Raw genomic sequence first — 19,634 nt, 5'->3', positions numbered from 1 at the left:
AACCCAATTGGTTCGAAAAATGAACTACTCAAAAATTGCGCTTTGGCAACTATCAATTTTACACAAACCTACCATCTATGCACTAACTACCTGCAAAACAATGTCAAGAGATTGTTTCTGATCTTCACTATCAAGCCAGTGAATATTATTCCAGCCTCTTAACCAGGTGATTTGTCGCTTTGCTAATTGCCGGGTAGCACAGATCCCTCGATAAACCATCTCATCATAATCTATTTCACCAGATAAATATGACCACATCTGGCGATAGCCGACACAACGTACAGAAGGTAGATCTTCATGCAGATCGCCCCGTTCATATAATGATCTTACTTCATCTTCAAATCCACACGTTAACATCTGTTTAAAACGTGCTTCAATGCGTTGGTGAAGAACATTTCTATCTTTCGGAGCAATCGCAAATTGATAAACATCATAAGGTAAAGATTCACCTGATATTTTAGTCAACTCTGTCATTGTCTTACCTGAAATCAGGTAAACTTCTAATGCACGCGAAAGCCGTTGAGGGTCATTAGGATGTATCCGTTGTGCTGCTACGGGATCCACTAATGATAACTCTTTATGTATTGCTTCCCATCCTTGCTCCGTTGCTTTTTTCTCTATTTCAGCACGAACATCTGGATTAGCGCTGGGTAAAGGCGATAGGCCTTCAAGTAACGCTTTAAAATATAGCATAGTCCCACCCACTAATAGTGGAATTCGCCCAGCGGCCGTAATTTCTTCCATTGCATTTAATGCATCTCGGCGAAAATCTGCTGCTGAGTAGGGTAATGCCGGGTCTAGAATATCAATTAATCGATGTGGCGCCAGCGATTGCTCTGCCACATCTGGCTTTGCTGTGCCAATATCCATACCACGATAGATAAGAGCTGAATCCACGCTAATAATATCTACAGGCAGTTTTTGTCTTAGTGCAATTGCTAATGCTGTTTTACCTGATGCTGTAGGTCCCATTAGAAAAATTGCTTTAGGTTTTATTTGCGTGTTTACTTCGCTCATTATTTAGTGCCGCTACCACCGGTTGTAATTCGATTAATTGTAATAAGTTTTTTGCTGGCTGTCTGACATATTGAGGACAAAGCCTTTCAATATCAGCCAATAATCCTACTGCTTGAGCTTGCGACCATTGCGTCTGCTCTGCACCTATTTGTTTTGCAAACCATTGTCCGAGTTGTTGCTCGGTACAAGATTGTTCAACTGACAAATAGCCTAATAATGCTGTCAGTAACACAGGTAAATTTTGCTGGCGCAAAGGCAACGACACTGCATGTATTGTTGCTTTACCGTGAGAAATTTCGATAACGATCCCGAAATGACTGATTAGCGATTGAAACTGATTGAATATTCTTATTTCTTCTTTGCTCAATGCTAATTTTAACGGCACTAACAAAGGTTGAGGTTTCAATGTTTCATCTTTAGGCAGTAATTGCGCACATTTTAGCAGAAAATCAGCTTCTTCCAATGATAATAGCCCAAGACCTTGTGAAGACTCTATTAACGCATATTTCTGCTGATAAATTGCCAATACTCGCCCAAAAGTATAATCAGTTTGCCCCTCTTTCGTATTGACAGAATAAGGCATCACCGACATCACATCTTTTTCAATAAGATTAGTTGTATGAACGATTTCACCTAAATTCAATGGGGCGCGTTCAGGAAATAACGGTATTTTCTCTTTATTCTTTGATAAGGATGCACTTTCTTGCATCATTTTTTGATAAAGAGCGCCTTGTGTGCGTTGATAACTTTCACCAAACTGACGACGCTCTCCAACTTGAGAGGTCTGTTTTTGATGATGATTGCTATTACACTCTCGTGCACGGTGTTGGTATGAAGATGACTTATTTGAGCTAGGTTGAACGTCGGGCGTTTGATATGGCTGAGAAAATACGTTTTCGCCTGCAACTTGACGGTTTTCAGGAAAGTTTAACGCAATTTCGTTTTCTTCTTCGTTATCTGATATCAGTGATAAAGGTTCTTGTGTCACTTGTCTTAAAACACTCAATACACCTTGATAGATAAAATCGTGCACTAGGCGGGACTCATGAAAACGAACTTCATGTTTAGCGGGATGGACGTTAACATCAACTTGGTGAGGGTTAACGCTGAGATAGAGAACATATGAAGGTTGTTGCTCTCCTTGTAAATACCCTTCGTAAGCTTGGCGAATAGCATGGTTAATCAACCTATCACGCATCATTCGCCCATTAACATAGCAATATTGAATTTCACTACTTTGCACTGGAGATAAAGGGTGTTCCACCCAACCTTTTATTGCCAAATCACCATGTTCCCACGTTAAATGCATTGATTGGTTAACAAAGTTATTACCACAAATTGCACTCAAACGCCGATTTTGCTGACTTTCATCTTTTACTGCTCGGTATTGACGAACACGTTTGCCATTATGAGTAAGATTAATAGAGACATCAAAACGTGATAACGCAATTCGGCGAACCACTTCATCAATATGTGCAAATTCTGTTTTTTCAGTGCGTAAAAATTTACGTCTTGCTGGCGTGTTATAAAATAGATCAAGCACTTCAACCGTGCTTCCTACAGGATGAGCGGCAGGTTTAATGGTAACCGCCATCTCTCGGCCTTCAGCATAAGCTTGCCACGCTTCATCTTGAGATTGGGTACGTGATGTCAGTGTTAAACGAGAAACAGAGCTGATACTGGCTAATGCTTCTCCGCGGAACCCCATACTCATTATGGCTTCGAGATCATCAAGACTCGATATCTTGCTTGTTGCATGGCGAGCAAGTGCTAACTTCAAATCATCGCGATTGATACCGCACCCATTATCACGTATACGGATAAGCTTGGCACCACCTTTATCAATATCAATATCAATTGTGGTCGCACCTGCATCTAAACTGTTTTCCAGCAACTCTTTGACGACAGAGGCTGGTCTTTCAACAACTTCCCCTGCGGCAATTTGGTTTGCAAGCTGAGGAGGTAATAAATTTATCGCCATTACCTTTATTCCATTTTACTCAATCACTTAGGCGCATTTTGTAAAGGGTGGGCCAGAAAATAATTTCTTAACCCTGCATGAATAGAAGTGGCCAGTTTCTCTTGATAAGCATCAGAAATTAGTAACTGCTCTTCAGAAGCATGACTAATAAACCCCGTTTCAACTAAAATCGAAGGGATATCCGGTGAACGTAACACGCCTAAACTCGCATGTTCTGGTGTCTTTTTATGTAGTGAACCGACTTTCCTAAGTTCAGATAATACTGCAACCGCGACGTCATAACCTACTCGCTGTGAATTACCAAACTGCAAATCAAGTACTGTTTGACTTAAATAAGGATCAGCCCCCTCGGATAACGCATCACCTGCACCACCGAGTAATTCTGATTGTTTTTCACTTTGTTCAAGCCACTTACCTAATTCACTATTTGCACGGCGATTAGAAAGTACCCACACGGAAGCCCCTCTTGCACTACGATTTGGCGCCGAATCTGCATGAATAGACACGAGCATATTTGCACTTTGCTTGCGTGCAACTTCAGAACGCCCCGCAACCGAAATAAAATAATCACCGTTACGCGTTAAAACAGGTTTAAACATAGGATCATTATGTAAACGAGCTTCTAATTTTCTTGCCACACTCAGCGTTACGTCTTTCTCACGATTACCTTTTTGACCAATCGCGCCAGGATCTTGTCCACCATGGCCAGCATCTATCGCAATAATAATTTGGCGAGAGCCCGTTTGTGGTTTTGATGGTGTAGAGCGTGGTTTTGCAATAGGGACAATTGGCGTCTCATCTGTTTTTGGCTTGGTAACTAATGGTGCCATTTCCCTATTGGAATTTGATGCGGTCACTGTTGTTGGCGGTGATAAGGCAATTACACTTACAGTTGGTTGAGCATGACTATTTTGTCGAGCACTCATCGCCTTGATAGTAAGTACTAACTTATAATTACCACTTGTATTCTTCAAGCTCTCCGTGACCATAACAGGTTGAGCGAGCTCCAGCACTATACTTTGGTATTGGTTATCTTTAGATTGCGTTGAGCGAATCTTATGAACTAATTGCTCACTCCCTAATGTTGCAGGTAAACCAGTGATTTTTGTACTCTGCTTAAAATCCATCACTAAACGATCAGGGCTTTTTAATGAATAATATCGATAACGAGGCTTCCCATCACTAAAAGAGAATGTAAGGGTTGTTACTGAACGACCATTTTCTGCTTTTACTTCTGTCACAGTGGAAGCTTGTGCCACTTGCACAAAAAACAAAGAAAAAACAACCAACAGAAAGGCAACCAAATAGCGCTGACTTTGACTCACAATGGTGATGAGGCTCGACATAATCAATATTCCTTTATGCGGACTGAATACGGGATAAAACAGTATTCCCTCTCTGTGAAAGGGCAACAAAACGCGCTTTTCGACCTTCATCTTCGTAGCTTAAATGAAGTTCTAAATCTGCGTTAGGCAAAAAACCTTCACCTTGAGATGGCCATTCAATAAGGCATAATGCATCTTGCTCAAAATAATCCCGTATTCCCATAAATTCTAACTCTTCAGCGGATGCTAAACGATAGAGATCAAAATGATAAACAGGGTTTGGCGAGAGCATATAAGGCTCAACTAATGTATATGTTGGACTTTTAACATGGCCTTTATGTCCAAGAGCTTGCAAGAACCCTCGACTAAAGGTTGTTTTTCCAGCGCCCAGATCGCCATATAAATAAATGATCAATCCACTCTGGTTAGTCGCCGTGGCAACAGTGCGCCCAAGTTCAACTGTTGCCGCTTCATCTTCTAATGTAACAACCCATTCTTTCATATTTATATAATCTATTGTTAATTTATAACAGCTTAGTAAAGTAAGATCGTTGGAAAACATCAAATACTAAGCTTTTTATATTTTCCTAAGGCAAATAGTTATCGAAATCACTATCAAATAACCATACCATAAATCTATTTATTGCGAGGATTTTTCCTATAGCCTCACTATGATACACTGCGCGCTCTTAGGACTCACCTCTTACCTATTGATTCGGTTTATTCATGTCATCACTCGATCTTAATCTTCTTGCTCAAAACATTAAATTATGGGGTTCTGAGCTAGGTTTTCAACAAACTGGGATATGTGATACTGACTTATCACTTGAAGAGCCTCGCTTACAAGCTTGGTTAGATAAGCAATATCATGGCGAAATGGCATGGATGGCTAAATATGGCATGACACGCGCAAGACCCCATGAACTGGTTCCTGGTACATTACGTGTTATTAGCGTGAGGATGAATTACCTCCCTACAGACGCCGCTTTTGCGCGGACATTAAATAACCCAGAACAAGGCTATATCAGCCGTTATGCACTTGGTCGAGATTATCACAAAGTATTAAGGCAACGTCTTAAAAAACTCGGTGAGAAAATTACACAATATTGCCAACAATATGAATATCAAGGGGTCGTCAATTTCCGCCCTTTCGTTGATTCAGCGCCTATAATGGAACGCCCTTTAGCAGTTAAAGCTGGGCTTGGTTGGGTTGGTAAACACTCACTTGTTATCAATAATCAAGCTGGCTCTTGGTTCTTTCTGGGCGAATTACTGATTGATTTACCTTTACCCACAGATAGCCCTGTCGAAGAGCAATGCGGTAAATGTGTCGCCTGCATGACAACGTGCCCGACTGGCGCGATTGTTGCTCCTTATACTATCGATGCACGGCGATGTATTTCTTATCTCACTATTGAGCTTGATGGCGCTATTCCTGAAGAATTTCGTCCATTAATGGGTAATCGTATCTATGGTTGTGATGATTGCCAGCTTATCTGCCCTTGGAATCGTTTCTCATCATTGACAGATGAAGCTGATTTTTCCCCCCGTCGAGCACTTCACACTCCTGAATTACTCGATCTTTTTCAATGGAGTGAAGATAAATTTCTGCGTATCACAGAGGGTTCACCGATCCGTCGTATTGGCTATTTACGTTGGCTTAGAAATATTAGTGTGGCGTTAGGAAATGCACCTTACCAAGATAAAATTATACTTGCTTTGCAAGAACGCTTTGGATTGAGTGATGTTTTAGATGAACATTTAAATTGGGCGATTGCACAACAGACAGCGAAGCGAAATGAAAAAGAGGTAAAAATACAAACTTCACAACAAAAACGTCTAGTAAGAGCAATAACTAAAGGTTTACCTAGAGATGCTTAAGTTTTAACAGAATAAACATATAACGAGTAATCTTTAATTTCATCTGTGAATAAAATAAAAATCCCTTGCCTATCAACATGAAAAAAAAATTCAAGCGAACTAAGACCCAAATTTAAAAAAATTAAAATAAACTTATTTATCAAATAGATATAAAATCCTATTGATTTATTAAAGAGAACAATATCCTTATCACTTAATGATAGGTACTTGTGGATAACTCTGTGCAGTAAAAAAATAAATAGCGCTCGGATGCGGTGGTTATTAGCATCTCACTGTGGATAAAGTGATTCAGGAAGATTTTAAGAATAGTAGAATATATATCAGTTTTTTTTAGAGAAAAGCCTGAAAAACACTTTTCTTTTTCTAAAATACTATTCAATACATGTTTAACAGTATAAAGGTCTAAAACCTAAAAAATGAACTTGCCTCTAGTCTCCCCTCTAAATGAGGAAAGGCGCACATTCTAGTGCTGTCAAAATAGAAAAGCAAGCAAAGATCAAAGATAGATCACAAAAAAATAGCTTGATCTTACATGCAGTAACAGTATTTTCTTTTTTGAGCAAAAATCCCCCACACTCCTTTTACGTGTATTAAGTAAAATGCCTTAATCTGCATCCTAAAACAGTGTAGTCGATATTTAAAAAAGCGAGAGAAAAAACTTAAAATTTCTTTATGAGGATTAAAAATGAGATTTGGTAAAGAAGAAGAGAAAAATTTGGAGCGGGAAACGAGACTCGAACTCGCGACCCCAACCTTGGCAAGGTTGTGCTCTACCAACTGAGCTATTCCCGCATTTGGTAAGTTTTGACAATGATGAGTGAAAGATTTGGAGCGGGAAACGAGACTCGAACTCGCGACCCCAACCTTGGCAAGGTTGTGCTCTACCAACTGAGCTATTCCCGCATCACATAATACTACTCACCATTGTTAAGAAAGATTGGAGCGGGAAACGAGACTCGAACTCGCGACCCCAACCTTGGCAAGGTTGTGCTCTACCAACTGAGCTATTCCCGCATCTTTCTTATACCTGTACAAACGAAATTCTTCATCGGTACGGGAAGCGCATTATACGAGAAAAATGCTTAACCGCAAGCCCTTATCAACAAAAAAATACGTTTTTTTGATTGCATGCCGATAAAATCATCATAATGATGCAATATCAATCATGAGTGCATATTTTTTACTCTTTAATAAAGGTCTTACGGTAATAGTCTAGCTCTGCAATAGATTCACGAATATCATCTAATGCTTGATGCGTATTCTTTTTCTCAAAACCGTCTAAAATTTCAGGCTTCCAACGACGCGCTAACTCTTTTAATGTACTGACATCAAGATAACGGTAGTGAAAATATTGCTCTAGCTCCGGCATATAACGGTACAGAAAACGTCGGTCTTGGCCCACACTATTACCACAAATAGGTGACACCCCTTTTGGGACCCATTTTTCTAGGAATTCAATTGTCGCTTTTTGTGCTGAATTATCATCATATTGACTGGCTCTCACTCGCTCAATCAAACCACTGCCTGTATGAGTGCGAGTATTCCATTCATCCATTAAACTCAGTTGTTCATCAGATTGGTGTACAGCAATTACGGGACCTTCGGCTAAAATATTAAGTTGAGGATCTGTCACAATGGTGGCAATTTCGATGATACGGTCACATTCAGGATCAAGACCGGTCATTTCCAGATCTATCCAGATCAGATTGTTCTCGCTTTTTGACATAATATATCCTAGCTGTTTCTAAGTGTGAGACATGATATTTTAGCGTTTATCATAGCGCGTTTACTCAATAAGCACGACAGAAGAACATCTAACCGAATAAATACAAGTGAGGATCGGTGACAAAACGTAAATTATCTAAAGGCCAGCAACGCCGAGTACAAGAAAATCATAAAAAGCGTTTGCAGAGCAAAGAGAAAAAAAATCACGTTGAATTAGACGATACGCAATTAGGCGAAGCGTCCGAAGGTTTAGTGATCAGCCGTTTTGGTCAACATGCTGACATCGAAGCGACTGACGGCACGATTACTCGATGCAATATCCGGCGCACAATTTCATCACTGGTAACAGGTGATAAAGTTGTTTGGCGTCCTGCGCTACAAACACAAGAAAATGTCCGCGTAAATGGTATTGTTGAAGCAGTACATGAACGTACCTCTGTACTAACACGCCCTGACTATTATGACGGCATTAAACCTATTGCGGCTAATATTGACCAAATTATTATTGTTTCCGCTATTTTGCCTGAGCTTTCTTTAAATATTATTGACCGTTACCTTGTCGCTTGTGAGACTTTAAATGTTGAACCGCTGATTGTGCTCAATAAAATTGATATGTTAGATGAAGAAAGTCGTAAAACAGTCAGTGAATGGATGCAAACTTATAAAGATATTGGTTATCGTGTTCTGGAAGTCTCTAGCTATAGCAAAGAAGGATTAGACGCACTGACTCAAGAACTTATTGGACGTATTTCTATTTTTGCAGGGCAATCTGGTGTTGGAAAATCAAGTTTACTAAATACTCTTTTACCACCAATGGAAGAAAGTATTGTTGTTAATCAAGTCTCTGATAACTCTGGCTTAGGCCAACATACCACAACTGCATCGCGCCTTTACCATTTCCCACAAGGCGGAGATGTCATTGACTCTCCAGGTGTACGTGAATTTGGCTTATGGCATTTAACACCCGACCAAGTAACAAAAGGGTTTATTGAATTTAGGCCATACCTTGGGGGATGCAAATTCCGCGATTGTAAGCACTTAGACGATCCGGGTTGCTTAATCAGTGAGGCTGTAAATAACGGAGAAATATCAGAAACACGCTTTGAAAATTATCATCGTATTTTAGAAAGTATGAGTCAGGTGAAAGTTCGTAAGAACATTAATTTAGACTCTTAATAATTGATTCACTGACAACCCTATTAAGGGTGGGTACAATAGACCCCTTTTGTCTATTTTTTATCGTTTAATCCCAGAGGTTGCCATTTTGGACAAGCTAAAAATTAAACTACAGTATTTATTGCCTAAATTATGGCTCACACAGCTAGCAGGTTGGTTTGCAAACAAAAAAGCGGGTGCAATCACCCAGTTTGTTATTAAAGCCTTTGCAAAAGCCTACAAAGTCGATATGAATGAAGCGAAAGACAGTCAGTTTCATGCTTATTCAACCTTCAATGAGTTCTTTATTCGAGCTTTAAAAGACGGTGTTCGCCCTATTGTTGAAGGTGATGATAAACTTGCATTACCCGCAGATGGCGCTGTCAGTCAACTTGGTCTTATTCAAGACGATCAAATTCTGCAAGCTAAAGGGCATCATTATACCCTTGAAGCGTTACTTGCGGGTAATTTTATGTTGGCAGATAAATTCCGTAATGGTCAATTTATCACCACTTATCTTTCACCTCGTGATTACCACCGTGTTCACATGCCTTGTGATGGTTTATTAAAAGAGATGATTTATGTTCCAGGTGATCTCTTCTCGGTTAATCCATTAACAGCAGCTAATGTGCCTAACTTATTTGCACGCAATGAACGCATTATTTGTCTTTTTGAAACACAATTTGGCCCAATGATACAAATTCTGGTCGGTGCAACCATTGTGGGTAGTATTGAAACGATCTGGTGTGGCATGGTAACACCTCCTCGTGAAGGTATTATTAAGCGTTGGACTTATCCTCAAGCAGACAAAGCAGGAGCGATATTCTTGAAAAAAGGGGAAGAAATGGGCCGATTTAAGTTGGGCTCAACGGTCATCAATCTTTTCCCTGAAAATACCGTTCAGTTGAATAAAGATCTTATGAATGGCTCCATTACATTAATGGGGGAACAACTTGGTTCCATCATCAATGTCGTGGGCAATGACAACATGGCCATCAGTGAATAACACGTAATTCGGAGTAACCTTTGTGCGCCTGATAATCAGTCTTTTCTTCTCGCTTTTTTTGACGCTTTCATTAAGCACATCTGCAATATCAGCGGATGTGGAAAAATTACGTCAAGATATTAAACAACTTGAAGGAAGCACTAACCCTCAAGATATTGAGGCCGTTCAGGCGCTACAAGGTACGATTAACTGGATTAATGATGGCGAGAAAGCACAAGTAAATGCGGATAATTATCAAAAAACGATTGATGATTATCCACAAATAACACAAGAGCTAAGAACTAAGCTTCTTGCAGAAAGTCATGCTGTTCCGACTATCCCTGAAAAAATTAGCATTCCTGATTTAGAACAAAAAATTATTCAAGTCAGTAGCCAATTAATGGAACAAGCAAGACTTCAACAACAGGAACAAGATAAAAGCCGTGAAATTAGTGAATCTTTAAATTTATTGCCCCAACAACTCTCTGAAGCGCGCCGTTTACTGAGTGACGCGACAGCACGACTGGCCTCTGCCAGTGCCTCAACAACCCCTTTAACAGAAGCTCAAAATAAGCTAACTCAAGCTGAAGTCACGGCACGTAAAGCGATGGTCAATGAGCTAGAAATGGCACAACTATCAGCAAATAATCGCCAAGAAATTGCACGCCTTCGCTTAGAGTTATTTAAAAAACGCTATCAGCGCCTTGATGTACAACTACAACAATTACGTAGCTTATTAAACATAAAGCGCCAAGAAGTCGCCGATCTTGCGTTAGAAAAAACAGAAATGTTGGCCGAGCAAGGTGGCGAATTACCCGAGTTTCTGACAAAACAGATCCAAACTAACCGCGAACTCTCTCAAATTCTGAATAAACAAACTCAGGAAATGAGTGAGCTATCAGAAAAACAGCGCATCACCACACAACAAACCCAACAAGTCCGTCAAACACTCACAACGATTCGAGAGCAGGCACAATGGTTAAGTGGATCAACCGCATTAGGGGAAGCGTTAAGAACACAACTGTCCCGTTTACCTGAAATGCCTCGTTCACAAGAGCTTGATAGAGATATCATTCAATTACGTGTCGAACGTTTAGGTTATGAAGATATGCTGGAAAATTTAAGTAAGATCCAGCCACCAGAGACGGCAGATGGCTCTAAACTGCCAGAAGCTCAACAATATATCTTTGATTCACTAATTCAAGCACGTCATGAATTACTAAATTCATTGCTATCAGGCTATGATTCTCAAATTCTTGAGTTAACAAAATTAAAAGTTGCGACGACACAACTAGCGGATGCATTAAAAGAAACAAAAGATGCGACAAACCGTTATATGTTCTGGGTTGCAGACATCAGCCCAATCAAGTTCAATTACCCAGTTTTATTAGTCAAAGATATTACTCGACTACTTTCGCTAGATACCTTCTCACAATTAGGCCATGCCGCTGTGAGCATGCTTAAAAACCAAGATACGTTCTTATTCCTATTTGTGACCTTATCCATTGTCGGTTTTAGCCTTCGCACTCGAAAACACTACAACGCCTTTCTTGAAAGAGTCAGTAACCGTATTGGAAAAGTCACACAAGATCACTTTTCACTGACAATTCGCACCGTTTTTTGGTCTATTTTAATTGCGCTACCGTTACCTCTTTTATGGTCTGCTGTCGGTTATGGCTTACAAAGTGTTGAATGGCGTTATCCAATGGCGGGTGCAATTGGTTATGGTGTAACCGCAGCTGCTCCCGTGTTATGGTTATTTATGATCAGCGCCACCTTTGCACGCCATAACGGTTTGTTTATCGCCCAATTTAAATGGAAAGAGAGCCGAGTCAAAAAAGCAATGCGCTTTTATCAGCTTTCTATTTTTGTCATCGTTCCGCTAATGATGTCATTAGTCACTTTCGAATATTATAGTGATAGAGAATTTGCCCCAACGGTGGGTCGCTTCTGCTTTTTATTACTTTGTGTTGCCTTAAGCTTTATTACTTCTAGCCTTAAAAAAGCACATGTCCCGCTTTACCTTGATAAGCACGGCTCTGGCGATAATATTATCAATACCATTTTATGGTGGTTATTACTGCTTGCCCCTGTAATTGCTGGATTAGCCGCTATTTTAGGTTACCTTTCGACCTCGATTGTCTTGCTTGGTCGTTTAGAAATGTCCGTAGCAATTTGGTTTGCTTTACTGATTATCTATCACATTATTCAGCGATGGATGCTTATTCAACGCCGTAAATTAGCCTTCGAACGCGCGAAACAAAAACGAGCTGAAATTCTCGCTCAGCGAGCGAAAGGTGAAGATGAAAATACTATTGTAGGGAGTAGTGGTGAAAGTACAGTAGGATTAGAGATTGAAGCCCAAGAAATAGACCTTGATGTAATCAGTGCACAATCTATTGGTTTGGTTCGCTCTATTCTGACCATGATTGCATTAGTGTCGATGATCTTACTGTGGTCTGAATTAAACACCGCATTCTCTTTTGTCGATAATATTCGACTTTGGGATGTAACGTCATCAGTGAATGGGGTTAATACTATACAACCCATCACTATGGGCTCTATTTTAGTAGCGATCCTTGTAATTATTATCACCACACAATTGGTGAGAAACTTACCGGCTTTACTTGAACTGGCTATTTTACAACATCTCGATTTAACACCAGGTACAGGTTATGCCATTACTACCATGACTAAATACAGTATCACGTTAATTGGTAGCATCGTGGGCTTCTCTTTATTAGGAATTGAATGGTCAAAATTACAATGGTTAGTGGCGGCAATGGGTGTCGGGCTCGGTTTTGGTTTACAAGAAATCTTTGCCAATATCATTTCAGGATTAATGATCTTATTTGAAAAACCAATCCGTATTGGCGATACCGTGACAATTCGTAATTTAACGGGGAATATTTCTAAGATCAACACACGAGCGACCACGTTGACCGACTGGGATAGAAAAGAAATTATCGTCCCCAATAAAGCCTTCATTACAGAACAATTTATTAACTGGTCACTGTCAGACTCTGTTACCCGTATTGTGATGACTATCCCTGCTCCAGCAGATTGCAACAGTGAACAGGTAACAAATGTGTTATTAGAAGCCTCAAAACGCTCTACGATGATTTTAGAAAATCCAGCACCAGAGGTTTATTTAGTCGATTTACAACAAGGTATTCAAATTTTTGAATTGCGTGTTTATGCGGCAGAAATGGGGCATAGAATGCCGGCAAGACACGAAATCCATCAAAATATTCTCTTAGCCTTTGCAGAACACGGTATTCCATTACCGTTCCCGCCATTTCAAGCAAGAGTGGATATGATGGGTAATACAATTCGTAGCTCAATGCGAGCGACACCAAGAGAGGTGGGGGGATTATAAATACCATTTCAATTAATTTGATGAAAAGTCATTATTTTGTCGAAAAAAAATGAAAGATAATGGCTTGATTCTTTTTTCTATTTTCTATTTTCCACATTTTTATCCCTCCCTACGCTATGTATCTCTTTCTCTTATAGCTTGTTGATTGTATAAAATATATCCATATTTTCGTCCTAATTTTTTATTTCTAGAAAAAAGGAAGATTATTTTTTGATTTTTTGATTAATAAAACTGATAAATAATAACACATAGAAACTATCTATCACTCGATAACAATATAAAGATAATAAAATGAGCATCATAAAAAGATTGCCATTTTTCGGATAAATAATTTTAAAGCAGTATATTTTTCTAACAAAATGCCTATTTAACAAAAGAAAAAAATGCCATTTTGGATAAAGCGTTTCATTCACCTTAAGATAAAATCTATTTTGCCTTACCTTTATTACTTTGCTTCACTATTACGAGTAGCGGATGCTTAACCAAAATCGACCTACAATTATTTAATTAGATCATATTTTTACGTTTTTATACTTAACTTCACTCTCTATATGAGTGATGATGACTGTTCTATTGGCGTTTAAATTTTAATTTGATGTCTATAATAGCACTTACTTCTTCCTTAAATTAAAATATGCTAAGTCATTTATAGAGCACCGGACTTAATATTATAATTTAAAATATCAATAGTTTTACATAGCAAGATCCAATCCCGTTTCAAAATTTAACACTACACACAGTCTAATTTAGATTACTAGGTAGTATTTACCATCAAAAACAGTTTCTTTTATTTTAGTATAATTATCTAATCTAAATACGGAATATTTTATTTTTTTAACTTTATACTAAAAAAAGAATAAGAATAAATTAAAGATAAATAGCAAAAAAATGATAAAAATAAAAACAAGATAATTATAAAAATAGTAATTTTAGAAAAATATCACTTAAATCTTATAATTCAATAAAAACAAAAAAAGAAATAAAAAAAGAAATAAAAAAAATAAAAATATAAATATAAAGTTTTCACTTATTATAATAACCAACATATTTTATGTTATATAAATTAAATCAATAACAAAGAGTAAAAAAGATTTATCGCAATCGTATAAAATAAAATACAGAGAATAACAAAAATAAAAATTAATAAATATTTTCCCTAATGACTGAACTACTTATTAATTAATAGCATTACAGCTTATAATGTTAATATTTTTTAAACTTGTTTAAAAAATGAGTATTACTACCTATTAACAATGCTAAGATATATTGCTAGCTTCATTTTAAATGAGTATTAAATAAACAATAATAAGAAGGTTCCATTATGGAAAAATCCCGAACGACTCTCGATCAGTGGATTACCTTACAAGCCGTCGTTGATTATGGTGGTTTTGCTCAGGCAGCAGATGCCTTACATAGAACACAATCATCAATTAGCTATACAATCAATAAATTAGAACAAACATTGGGCATTGAAATTCTCTCTTTAGAGAAAAGACGAGCAGTACTTACGCATGAAGGTAAGCTCTTACTCGAATTATCGAGAGAATTGACTGAAAAAGCCATTTCACTGGAGAAAGAAGCAAAAAAATTAATACTTAACAATAAGTTAAAAATAAATATACTGATTGATCCTTTATATATTTCAGACTTGTTTTTAGATAAAGTCTCGCAATTTATTAAAGAGAATAAACATTATGATATTAATATTCATAAAATTTCACTCAGCCAATCGGACGTATTATCTCAAAAAAATCAGGATTTAGTAATAACGCACCACAATATAAAATCATTACAACCTATTGATTTAGAAAGTATTAAAACGGTATTGGTGACACACCCTGAAAGTGCATTACAACAGATCCCAAATAGTGATTTATGTAAGGAGTTACAAAAACATACATATATTTCATTATTTCGCAATAATACTGACATCGATCATAATAACCAAGTAATTCATGTTGGCTCAGTGGAAACCGCAATAAGCCTTGTTAAACATGGTCTTGGCTATTCTCGACTCCCCTTAGCTGTCATTCAGGAAGAATTGAATAAAAATTCGATTAAACAATTAAATACGCACAACAACGATAAAGAATATAATTTTTATCTTTATTTGAATAAAAATTCATTCCCTATAGAGGATATAGAGAAACTATTATTAGCAATAAACAGTTCGCCTCGTGATTTAATTAATGACTAATTAAACATTATTCTTAATTAAAAAAACAAACATTAAACATTTTGATATTAAGACAAAAAAACTCATGTAAATCTTCATTAACTTAAATTTTTTGTAATGCTATATTTTATTGGCATATCTCCTATGCGGATAAATCTATACTTAAATCTATACTTATAAATAAATTAAAAAGTAAAAATAATTACTTTTTATACAGGACTGATCATGAGCAAATTAAATAAATCACTCTATTTATTAGGGATGAGTTTCTCTCTACTTTCTGCACCTGCAGCTTTTGCATCGGGCACGATTAATTTTACTGGAGAAATAACAGACCAAGCTTGCACCGTAGATAGCTCTTCTAAAAATCTGACTGTAGATTTAGGAAAAGTATCTTCAAAAAGCTTAACCACTAAAGGTGAAATCGCGGGCCTTAAAGATTTCACAATTAAACTAATTGATTGCCCTATTGATACCACTGTTGCCGTACGCTTTGGCGGTACTCGTGATGCAATTGATAGCGATATTCTAGCTATTGACCAGGTTTCTGGTGGTGCAACAAATGTCGGTATTGCATTATTTGAGAAAGATGCCGTATCTCAAATTAATCTCTATGACGACTCTAAAGAGGTCGAAATTAATGGTACTGAAATTAACTTAGATTATGTTGCTCGTTATAAAGCAACAGCACAAGCAACACCAGGTCCAGCTAACGGCTCAGCCGTCTATAGCATCCAATACAAATAATAAAAAATGAGGGTAATACTTATTACCCTCTTATTTCTTCTTAACTTTATGGCACCAATATGAAAAAGAATATTTTTCTCACATTATTTTTTTACTTTTCTCTCATAACGGTATGCCATGCTGCAGGGATAAGTGTGGGTGGAACACGGTTTGTTTATAACGATAATGCTCGTGAAATCAGTATCCCAGTTCTAAATACCGATAAAGAAAAACCTTATTTGATCCAAAGTTGGGTTTCAGCTTTTCAAGGTAATGACAAAACACCTTTTATTGCGACTCCCCCTCTTTTTCGTATTGAGCCAGATAGCACTGGTACGGCACGTATTTCTTATACAGGAGCCCCCTTAAACTCAAATACCGAAGTTGTCTATTGGCTTAATATAAAATCTATTCCTCCCGTTGAAAAAAGTCCTGAAAATCAACTTCAGTTGGTGATTAATTCTCAATTTAAGCTCTTTTTACGTGCTCATGATATCGAGCCACTTAATTTTAATAACGTCGAACTATCAAAACAAAATCAAGGCTTAGTACTTAAGAACAACACACCTTATCACTTAACCATTAAACATATTTTTATTGATGATAAACGCCACCCTTACGATCCTTTAATTCAGCCACATCAAGAAGTTGTATTACTAAAAGAAACACCTACTTCTCAGAAAGTTACAGTGCAGTTTATTAATGACTACGGTGCAACTGTAGATAAAGTATTAAACTAAGAGCGTATGGCGATGACTTTATCCATAATAGCGTTATCAACAAAACGATTATTCGTATTTTCTACCAATAATCTCAATCGCCACGGTTTGCTGACCATGGCGATCGCCACTATTTTATATCCTTATCAGGTAACGGCTGAAGAGCAATTTAACCCTGATGCACTCAATTTAGGAATAGAAAATCAAGTTGCGGATATTAATAGCCTTGATTATTTTTCTTATGCCGGAGGTCAACTTCCTGGCGTCTATTCTGTTGATATTTATCTCAATAATAAATTAATTGATAACCGCCAAGTACGTTTTATTTTTAACGAAGAAAAAAAGACACTTACACCAGAGATAACTAAACAAGACTTATTAAATTGGGGTGTCAAAGAGTCTGTAATACCACCATCTAATCAACAAATTAAAAATGAAACGATCACTGATATTGCTCGAGTTATTCCAAATGCAACATATCAGTATGATTTTTCACGAGCACGCCTGTCATTTTCTATACCACAAATTGCTTTATATAATTATGGGCAAGGCTATATTCCCCCCACACAATGGAATGATGGCATTAATGCGGCTTTTGTGAATTACACCTATCGACAAAATAAGTATTGGTATCATGATCAACATAATAGCGACTCTCTTTTTTTAGGGTTACGCAGTGGTGTTAATGTCGGTGCTTGGCGTTTGCGTAATCACAGTAACTATAATAAAAACAGTGATAACTCTTCACAGTGGAAGAGTTTGCAAACTTATGTTGAGAGAGATATTCGTAGTTTAAAAAGCCGTTTAACCCTCGGCGAAACTGCCTCTGATAATGATGTATTAGAGAGTATTCCATATCGTGGTATTAAACTTGCTTCTGATGAAAGTATGTTGCCACAAAGCCAACGAGGATTTGCTCCCGTTGTGAGAGGAATTGCTCAAAGCAATGCCGTGGTTACTGTTCGTCAAAATAACAGTGTGATTTACCAAACATCCGTTCCACCAGGTGAATTTGCTATTTCAGATTTATATCCCACCTCTTACAGTGGTGATTTACAAGTCACGATTGAAGAAGCGGATGGAACAACTCGTACTTTTTCACAACCCTTTTCAGCTGTTCCCATGATGCAACGTGCAGGTAGCTTAAAATACAGTGTAGATATCGGTAAGTATCATGCTGATACAGCTGCGAGAAAGCCTAATTTTTTTCAAACCTCTGCTATTTATGGGCTCCCTTATAATTTATCCATTTATGGTGGCACATTAATCTCTGCTGATTACCAAGCTTATGCATTAGGTACTGGGGTTAATCTTGGCTATTTAGGTGCCGTTTCTGCCGATATTACTCACGCGAAAACAACCTTAATAAATGATGATGAAGTTCAAGGACAATCTTATCGTATTCAATATTCTAAATATTTACCTGACACCCAAACAGGTTTTTCACTGGCATCTTATCGCTATTCAACAAAAAATTATTATGATTTCTCGGCAGCTAATGAGCGTTTTTCTCATCTTTACCGTAAGAAAAAACAGTTTCAGTTATCTGTATCACAATCTTTAGGAGATATAGGTTATCTCTCATTAAATGGTTATCAACAATATTATTGGTATCAAGACAGAGTCGATCGTAATGTCAATCTCAGTTTTAACTCTAACTACCGTGCTTTAAGTTATAGCGTCTCTTATGCGTATAACAAGCGCCAGGAAAGTGGGCTAACCGATCAGATTTTATCCATTAATTTAAGTCTACCGTTTAATTTTACTCAAAATAATAATTGGTTAAGTTATCGCTACAACACCAGTCGACAAGGTGATTCGATTAGCTCAGTGAGTGTCAGTGGAACACAGCTAGAAGACAACAATCTGCAATATGATGTATCACAAAATTATAATCATACTCGCCAAGAATATAGTGGGTCAGTCAATGGTAATTACAGTGCATCCGGTGGCGAAGTAAATGCAGGTTACAGTTATGATAAACGTTATCAATCAATGAATTGGGGAGTAAATGGTGCGCTCTTAATTCATCAAGGTGGTATAACGCCATCTCGTACAATCTATGATTCTGCAATTTTAATTAAAGCGGAAGATGTTGGTAACTTAAAAGTCAGTAGTGCGCAGAGCCTTTATACCAATAACCAAGGCTATGCGGTTATTCCTAATGTTTCACGTTATGAACGCAATAAAGTCACCGTCGATCCTGCCTCTTTAACGGGTAATAACGATGTTGAATTAACATCAACGACGGTTATACCGACCAAAGGAGCAATTGTTTTAGCTGATTTCAAAGCAAGAAAAGGGGCTCGTGTGCTTGCAAACTTACACTACAATGGAACACCATTGCCATTTGGTACTCAAGTTGAGATTTATCAACACGGACAAGTGCTTTCAAGTGGGATTGTTGCCAATGATGGTGAAGTTTTCTTAAATGGCGTACCTGAGCAGAGCCAGTTACGTGCTAAATGGGGTAACAGCGCCGTTGAACAATGCAAAACATCTTTAAATGCGGATCTCTCGTTAGAAAAGATCCAGTTTTTACAACTTGATTGCAGATAGGTGATA

General features: G+C 37.6%; 13 protein-coding genes and 3 tRNA genes. 8 read left to right on the top strand and 8 right to left on the bottom strand.

Features of this window, described 5'->3' with window-relative positions; genetic code table 11:
- Positions 1-75: 75 nt before the first annotated feature.
- The 4 genes from miaA to tsaE are packed head-to-tail and all read right to left on the bottom strand — an operon-like array spanning position 76 to position 4,825.
- Positions 76-1,017 carry a tRNA (adenosine(37)-N6)-dimethylallyltransferase MiaA gene (gene miaA, locus GWI97_RS07325; protein ID WP_161709948.1) on the bottom strand — a complete coding sequence of 314 codons (942 nt, stop codon included), beginning with the start codon at positions 1,015-1,017 and terminating at the stop codon, positions 76-78.
- Positions 986-2,998 (bottom strand): DNA mismatch repair endonuclease MutL, encoded by a 2,013-nt coding sequence (gene mutL, locus GWI97_RS07320; RefSeq protein WP_036939486.1) that lies wholly within the window; start codon positions 2,996-2,998, stop codon positions 986-988. The genes miaA and mutL overlap by 32 nt, the downstream gene beginning before the upstream one ends.
- 23 nt (positions 2,999-3,021) lie before the next feature.
- On the bottom strand, positions 3,022-4,344 hold the full coding sequence (locus GWI97_RS07315; protein ID WP_036939488.1) for an N-acetylmuramoyl-L-alanine amidase: 1,323 nt from the start codon (positions 4,342-4,344) through the stop codon (positions 3,022-3,024).
- A gap of 13 nt (positions 4,345-4,357) precedes the next feature.
- Positions 4,358-4,825 carry a tRNA (adenosine(37)-N6)-threonylcarbamoyltransferase complex ATPase subunit type 1 TsaE gene (gene tsaE / locus GWI97_RS07310; RefSeq protein WP_036939835.1) on the bottom strand — a complete coding sequence of 156 codons (468 nt, stop codon included), beginning with the start codon at positions 4,823-4,825 and terminating at the stop codon, positions 4,358-4,360.
- A gap of 224 nt (positions 4,826-5,049) precedes the next feature.
- Between tsaE and queG the strand changes: the two genes are divergently transcribed.
- Positions 5,050-6,204 carry a tRNA epoxyqueuosine(34) reductase QueG gene (queG, locus tag GWI97_RS07305; protein ID WP_087803777.1) on the top strand — a complete coding sequence of 385 codons (1,155 nt, stop codon included), beginning with the start codon at positions 5,050-5,052 and terminating at the stop codon, positions 6,202-6,204.
- Between the two features lie 716 nt (positions 6,205-6,920).
- Here queG and GWI97_RS07300 read toward each other — a convergent pair.
- From GWI97_RS07300 to orn, 4 genes are all read right to left on the bottom strand, one after another.
- A tRNA-Gly gene (locus tag GWI97_RS07300) sits at positions 6,921-6,996 on the bottom strand.
- A 35-nt stretch (positions 6,997-7,031) separates the two neighbouring features.
- A tRNA-Gly gene (locus GWI97_RS07295) sits at positions 7,032-7,107 on the bottom strand.
- A 35-nt stretch (positions 7,108-7,142) separates the two neighbouring features.
- A tRNA-Gly gene (locus GWI97_RS07290) sits at positions 7,143-7,218 on the bottom strand.
- A gap of 166 nt (positions 7,219-7,384) precedes the next feature.
- The gene (gene orn / locus GWI97_RS07285) at positions 7,385-7,930 is read right to left on the bottom strand and encodes an oligoribonuclease (protein ID WP_036939493.1); all 546 of its coding nucleotides are present in this window, start codon (positions 7,928-7,930) and stop codon (positions 7,385-7,387) included.
- A gap of 116 nt (positions 7,931-8,046) precedes the next feature.
- Between orn and rsgA the strand changes: the two genes are divergently transcribed.
- The 7 genes from rsgA (at position 8,047) to GWI97_RS07250 (ending at position 19,628) form a co-directional block, all read left to right on the top strand.
- Positions 8,047-9,105 (top strand): small ribosomal subunit biogenesis GTPase RsgA, encoded by a 1,059-nt coding sequence (rsgA, locus tag GWI97_RS07280; protein WP_036939495.1) that lies wholly within the window; start codon positions 8,047-8,049, stop codon positions 9,103-9,105.
- 88 nt (positions 9,106-9,193) lie between these two features.
- Complete coding sequence (gene asd, locus GWI97_RS07275; protein ID WP_087803778.1) at positions 9,194-10,090, top strand: archaetidylserine decarboxylase; 897 nt, start codon at positions 9,194-9,196, stop codon at positions 10,088-10,090.
- 22 nt (positions 10,091-10,112) lie between these two features.
- Positions 10,113-13,448, top strand: a complete 3,336-nt coding sequence (gene mscM / locus GWI97_RS07270; protein WP_161751894.1) for a miniconductance mechanosensitive channel MscM — start codon at positions 10,113-10,115, stop codon at positions 13,446-13,448.
- Between the two features lie 1,321 nt (positions 13,449-14,769).
- A complete protein-coding gene (locus GWI97_RS07265) occupies positions 14,770-15,645 on the top strand; it encodes a LysR family transcriptional regulator (RefSeq protein WP_036939500.1) in 876 nt (291 codons plus the stop codon).
- Between the two features lie 204 nt (positions 15,646-15,849).
- Positions 15,850-16,371: a fimbrial protein gene (locus GWI97_RS07260; protein ID WP_036939503.1), complete on the top strand. Its 522-nt coding sequence runs from the start codon at positions 15,850-15,852 to the stop codon at positions 16,369-16,371.
- A gap of 59 nt (positions 16,372-16,430) precedes the next feature.
- Positions 16,431-17,090 (top strand): fimbrial biogenesis chaperone, encoded by a 660-nt coding sequence (locus GWI97_RS07255; protein WP_036939506.1) that lies wholly within the window; start codon positions 16,431-16,433, stop codon positions 17,088-17,090.
- A 12-nt stretch (positions 17,091-17,102) separates the two neighbouring features.
- A complete protein-coding gene (locus tag GWI97_RS07250; protein ID WP_036939840.1) occupies positions 17,103-19,628 on the top strand; it encodes a fimbria/pilus outer membrane usher protein in 2,526 nt (841 codons plus the stop codon).
- Positions 19,629-19,634 lie beyond the last annotated feature (6 nt).

This window comes from Proteus sp. G2300 (assembly GCF_009915965.1).
GTDB classification, from domain to species: Bacteria; Pseudomonadota; Gammaproteobacteria; order Enterobacterales; family Enterobacteriaceae; genus Proteus; species Proteus vulgaris.
The sequence above is the reverse complement of the archived record's forward strand: the minus strand, read 5'-3'. Positions and strand labels throughout refer to the sequence as shown.

Bases quoted from the DNA above. Each gene is read 5' to 3' on its own strand.
- queG (WP_087803777.1), top strand. From the start codon at position 5,050: ATGTCATCACTCGATCTTAATCTTCTTGCTCAAAACATTAAATTATGG.
- orn (WP_036939493.1), bottom strand. From the start codon at position 7,930: ATGTCAAAAAGCGAGAACAATCTGATCTGGATAGATCTGGAAATGACC.
- GWI97_RS07250 (WP_036939840.1), top strand. From the start codon at position 17,103: ATGACTTTATCCATAATAGCGTTATCAACAAAACGATTATTCGTATTT.
- tsaE (WP_036939835.1), bottom strand. From the start codon at position 4,825: ATGAAAGAATGGGTTGTTACATTAGAAGATGAAGCGGCAACAGTTGAA.
- miaA (WP_161709948.1), bottom strand. From the start codon at position 1,017: ATGAGCGAAGTAAACACGCAAATAAAACCTAAAGCAATTTTTCTAATG.
- GWI97_RS07255 (WP_036939506.1), top strand. From the start codon at position 16,431: ATGAAAAAGAATATTTTTCTCACATTATTTTTTTACTTTTCTCTCATA.
- GWI97_RS07315 (WP_036939488.1), bottom strand. From the start codon at position 4,344: ATGTCGAGCCTCATCACCATTGTGAGTCAAAGTCAGCGCTATTTGGTT.
- GWI97_RS07265 (WP_036939500.1), top strand. From the start codon at position 14,770: ATGGAAAAATCCCGAACGACTCTCGATCAGTGGATTACCTTACAAGCC.
- mutL (WP_036939486.1), bottom strand. From the start codon at position 2,998: ATGGCGATAAATTTATTACCTCCTCAGCTTGCAAACCAAATTGCCGCA.
- GWI97_RS07260 (WP_036939503.1), top strand. From the start codon at position 15,850: ATGAGCAAATTAAATAAATCACTCTATTTATTAGGGATGAGTTTCTCT.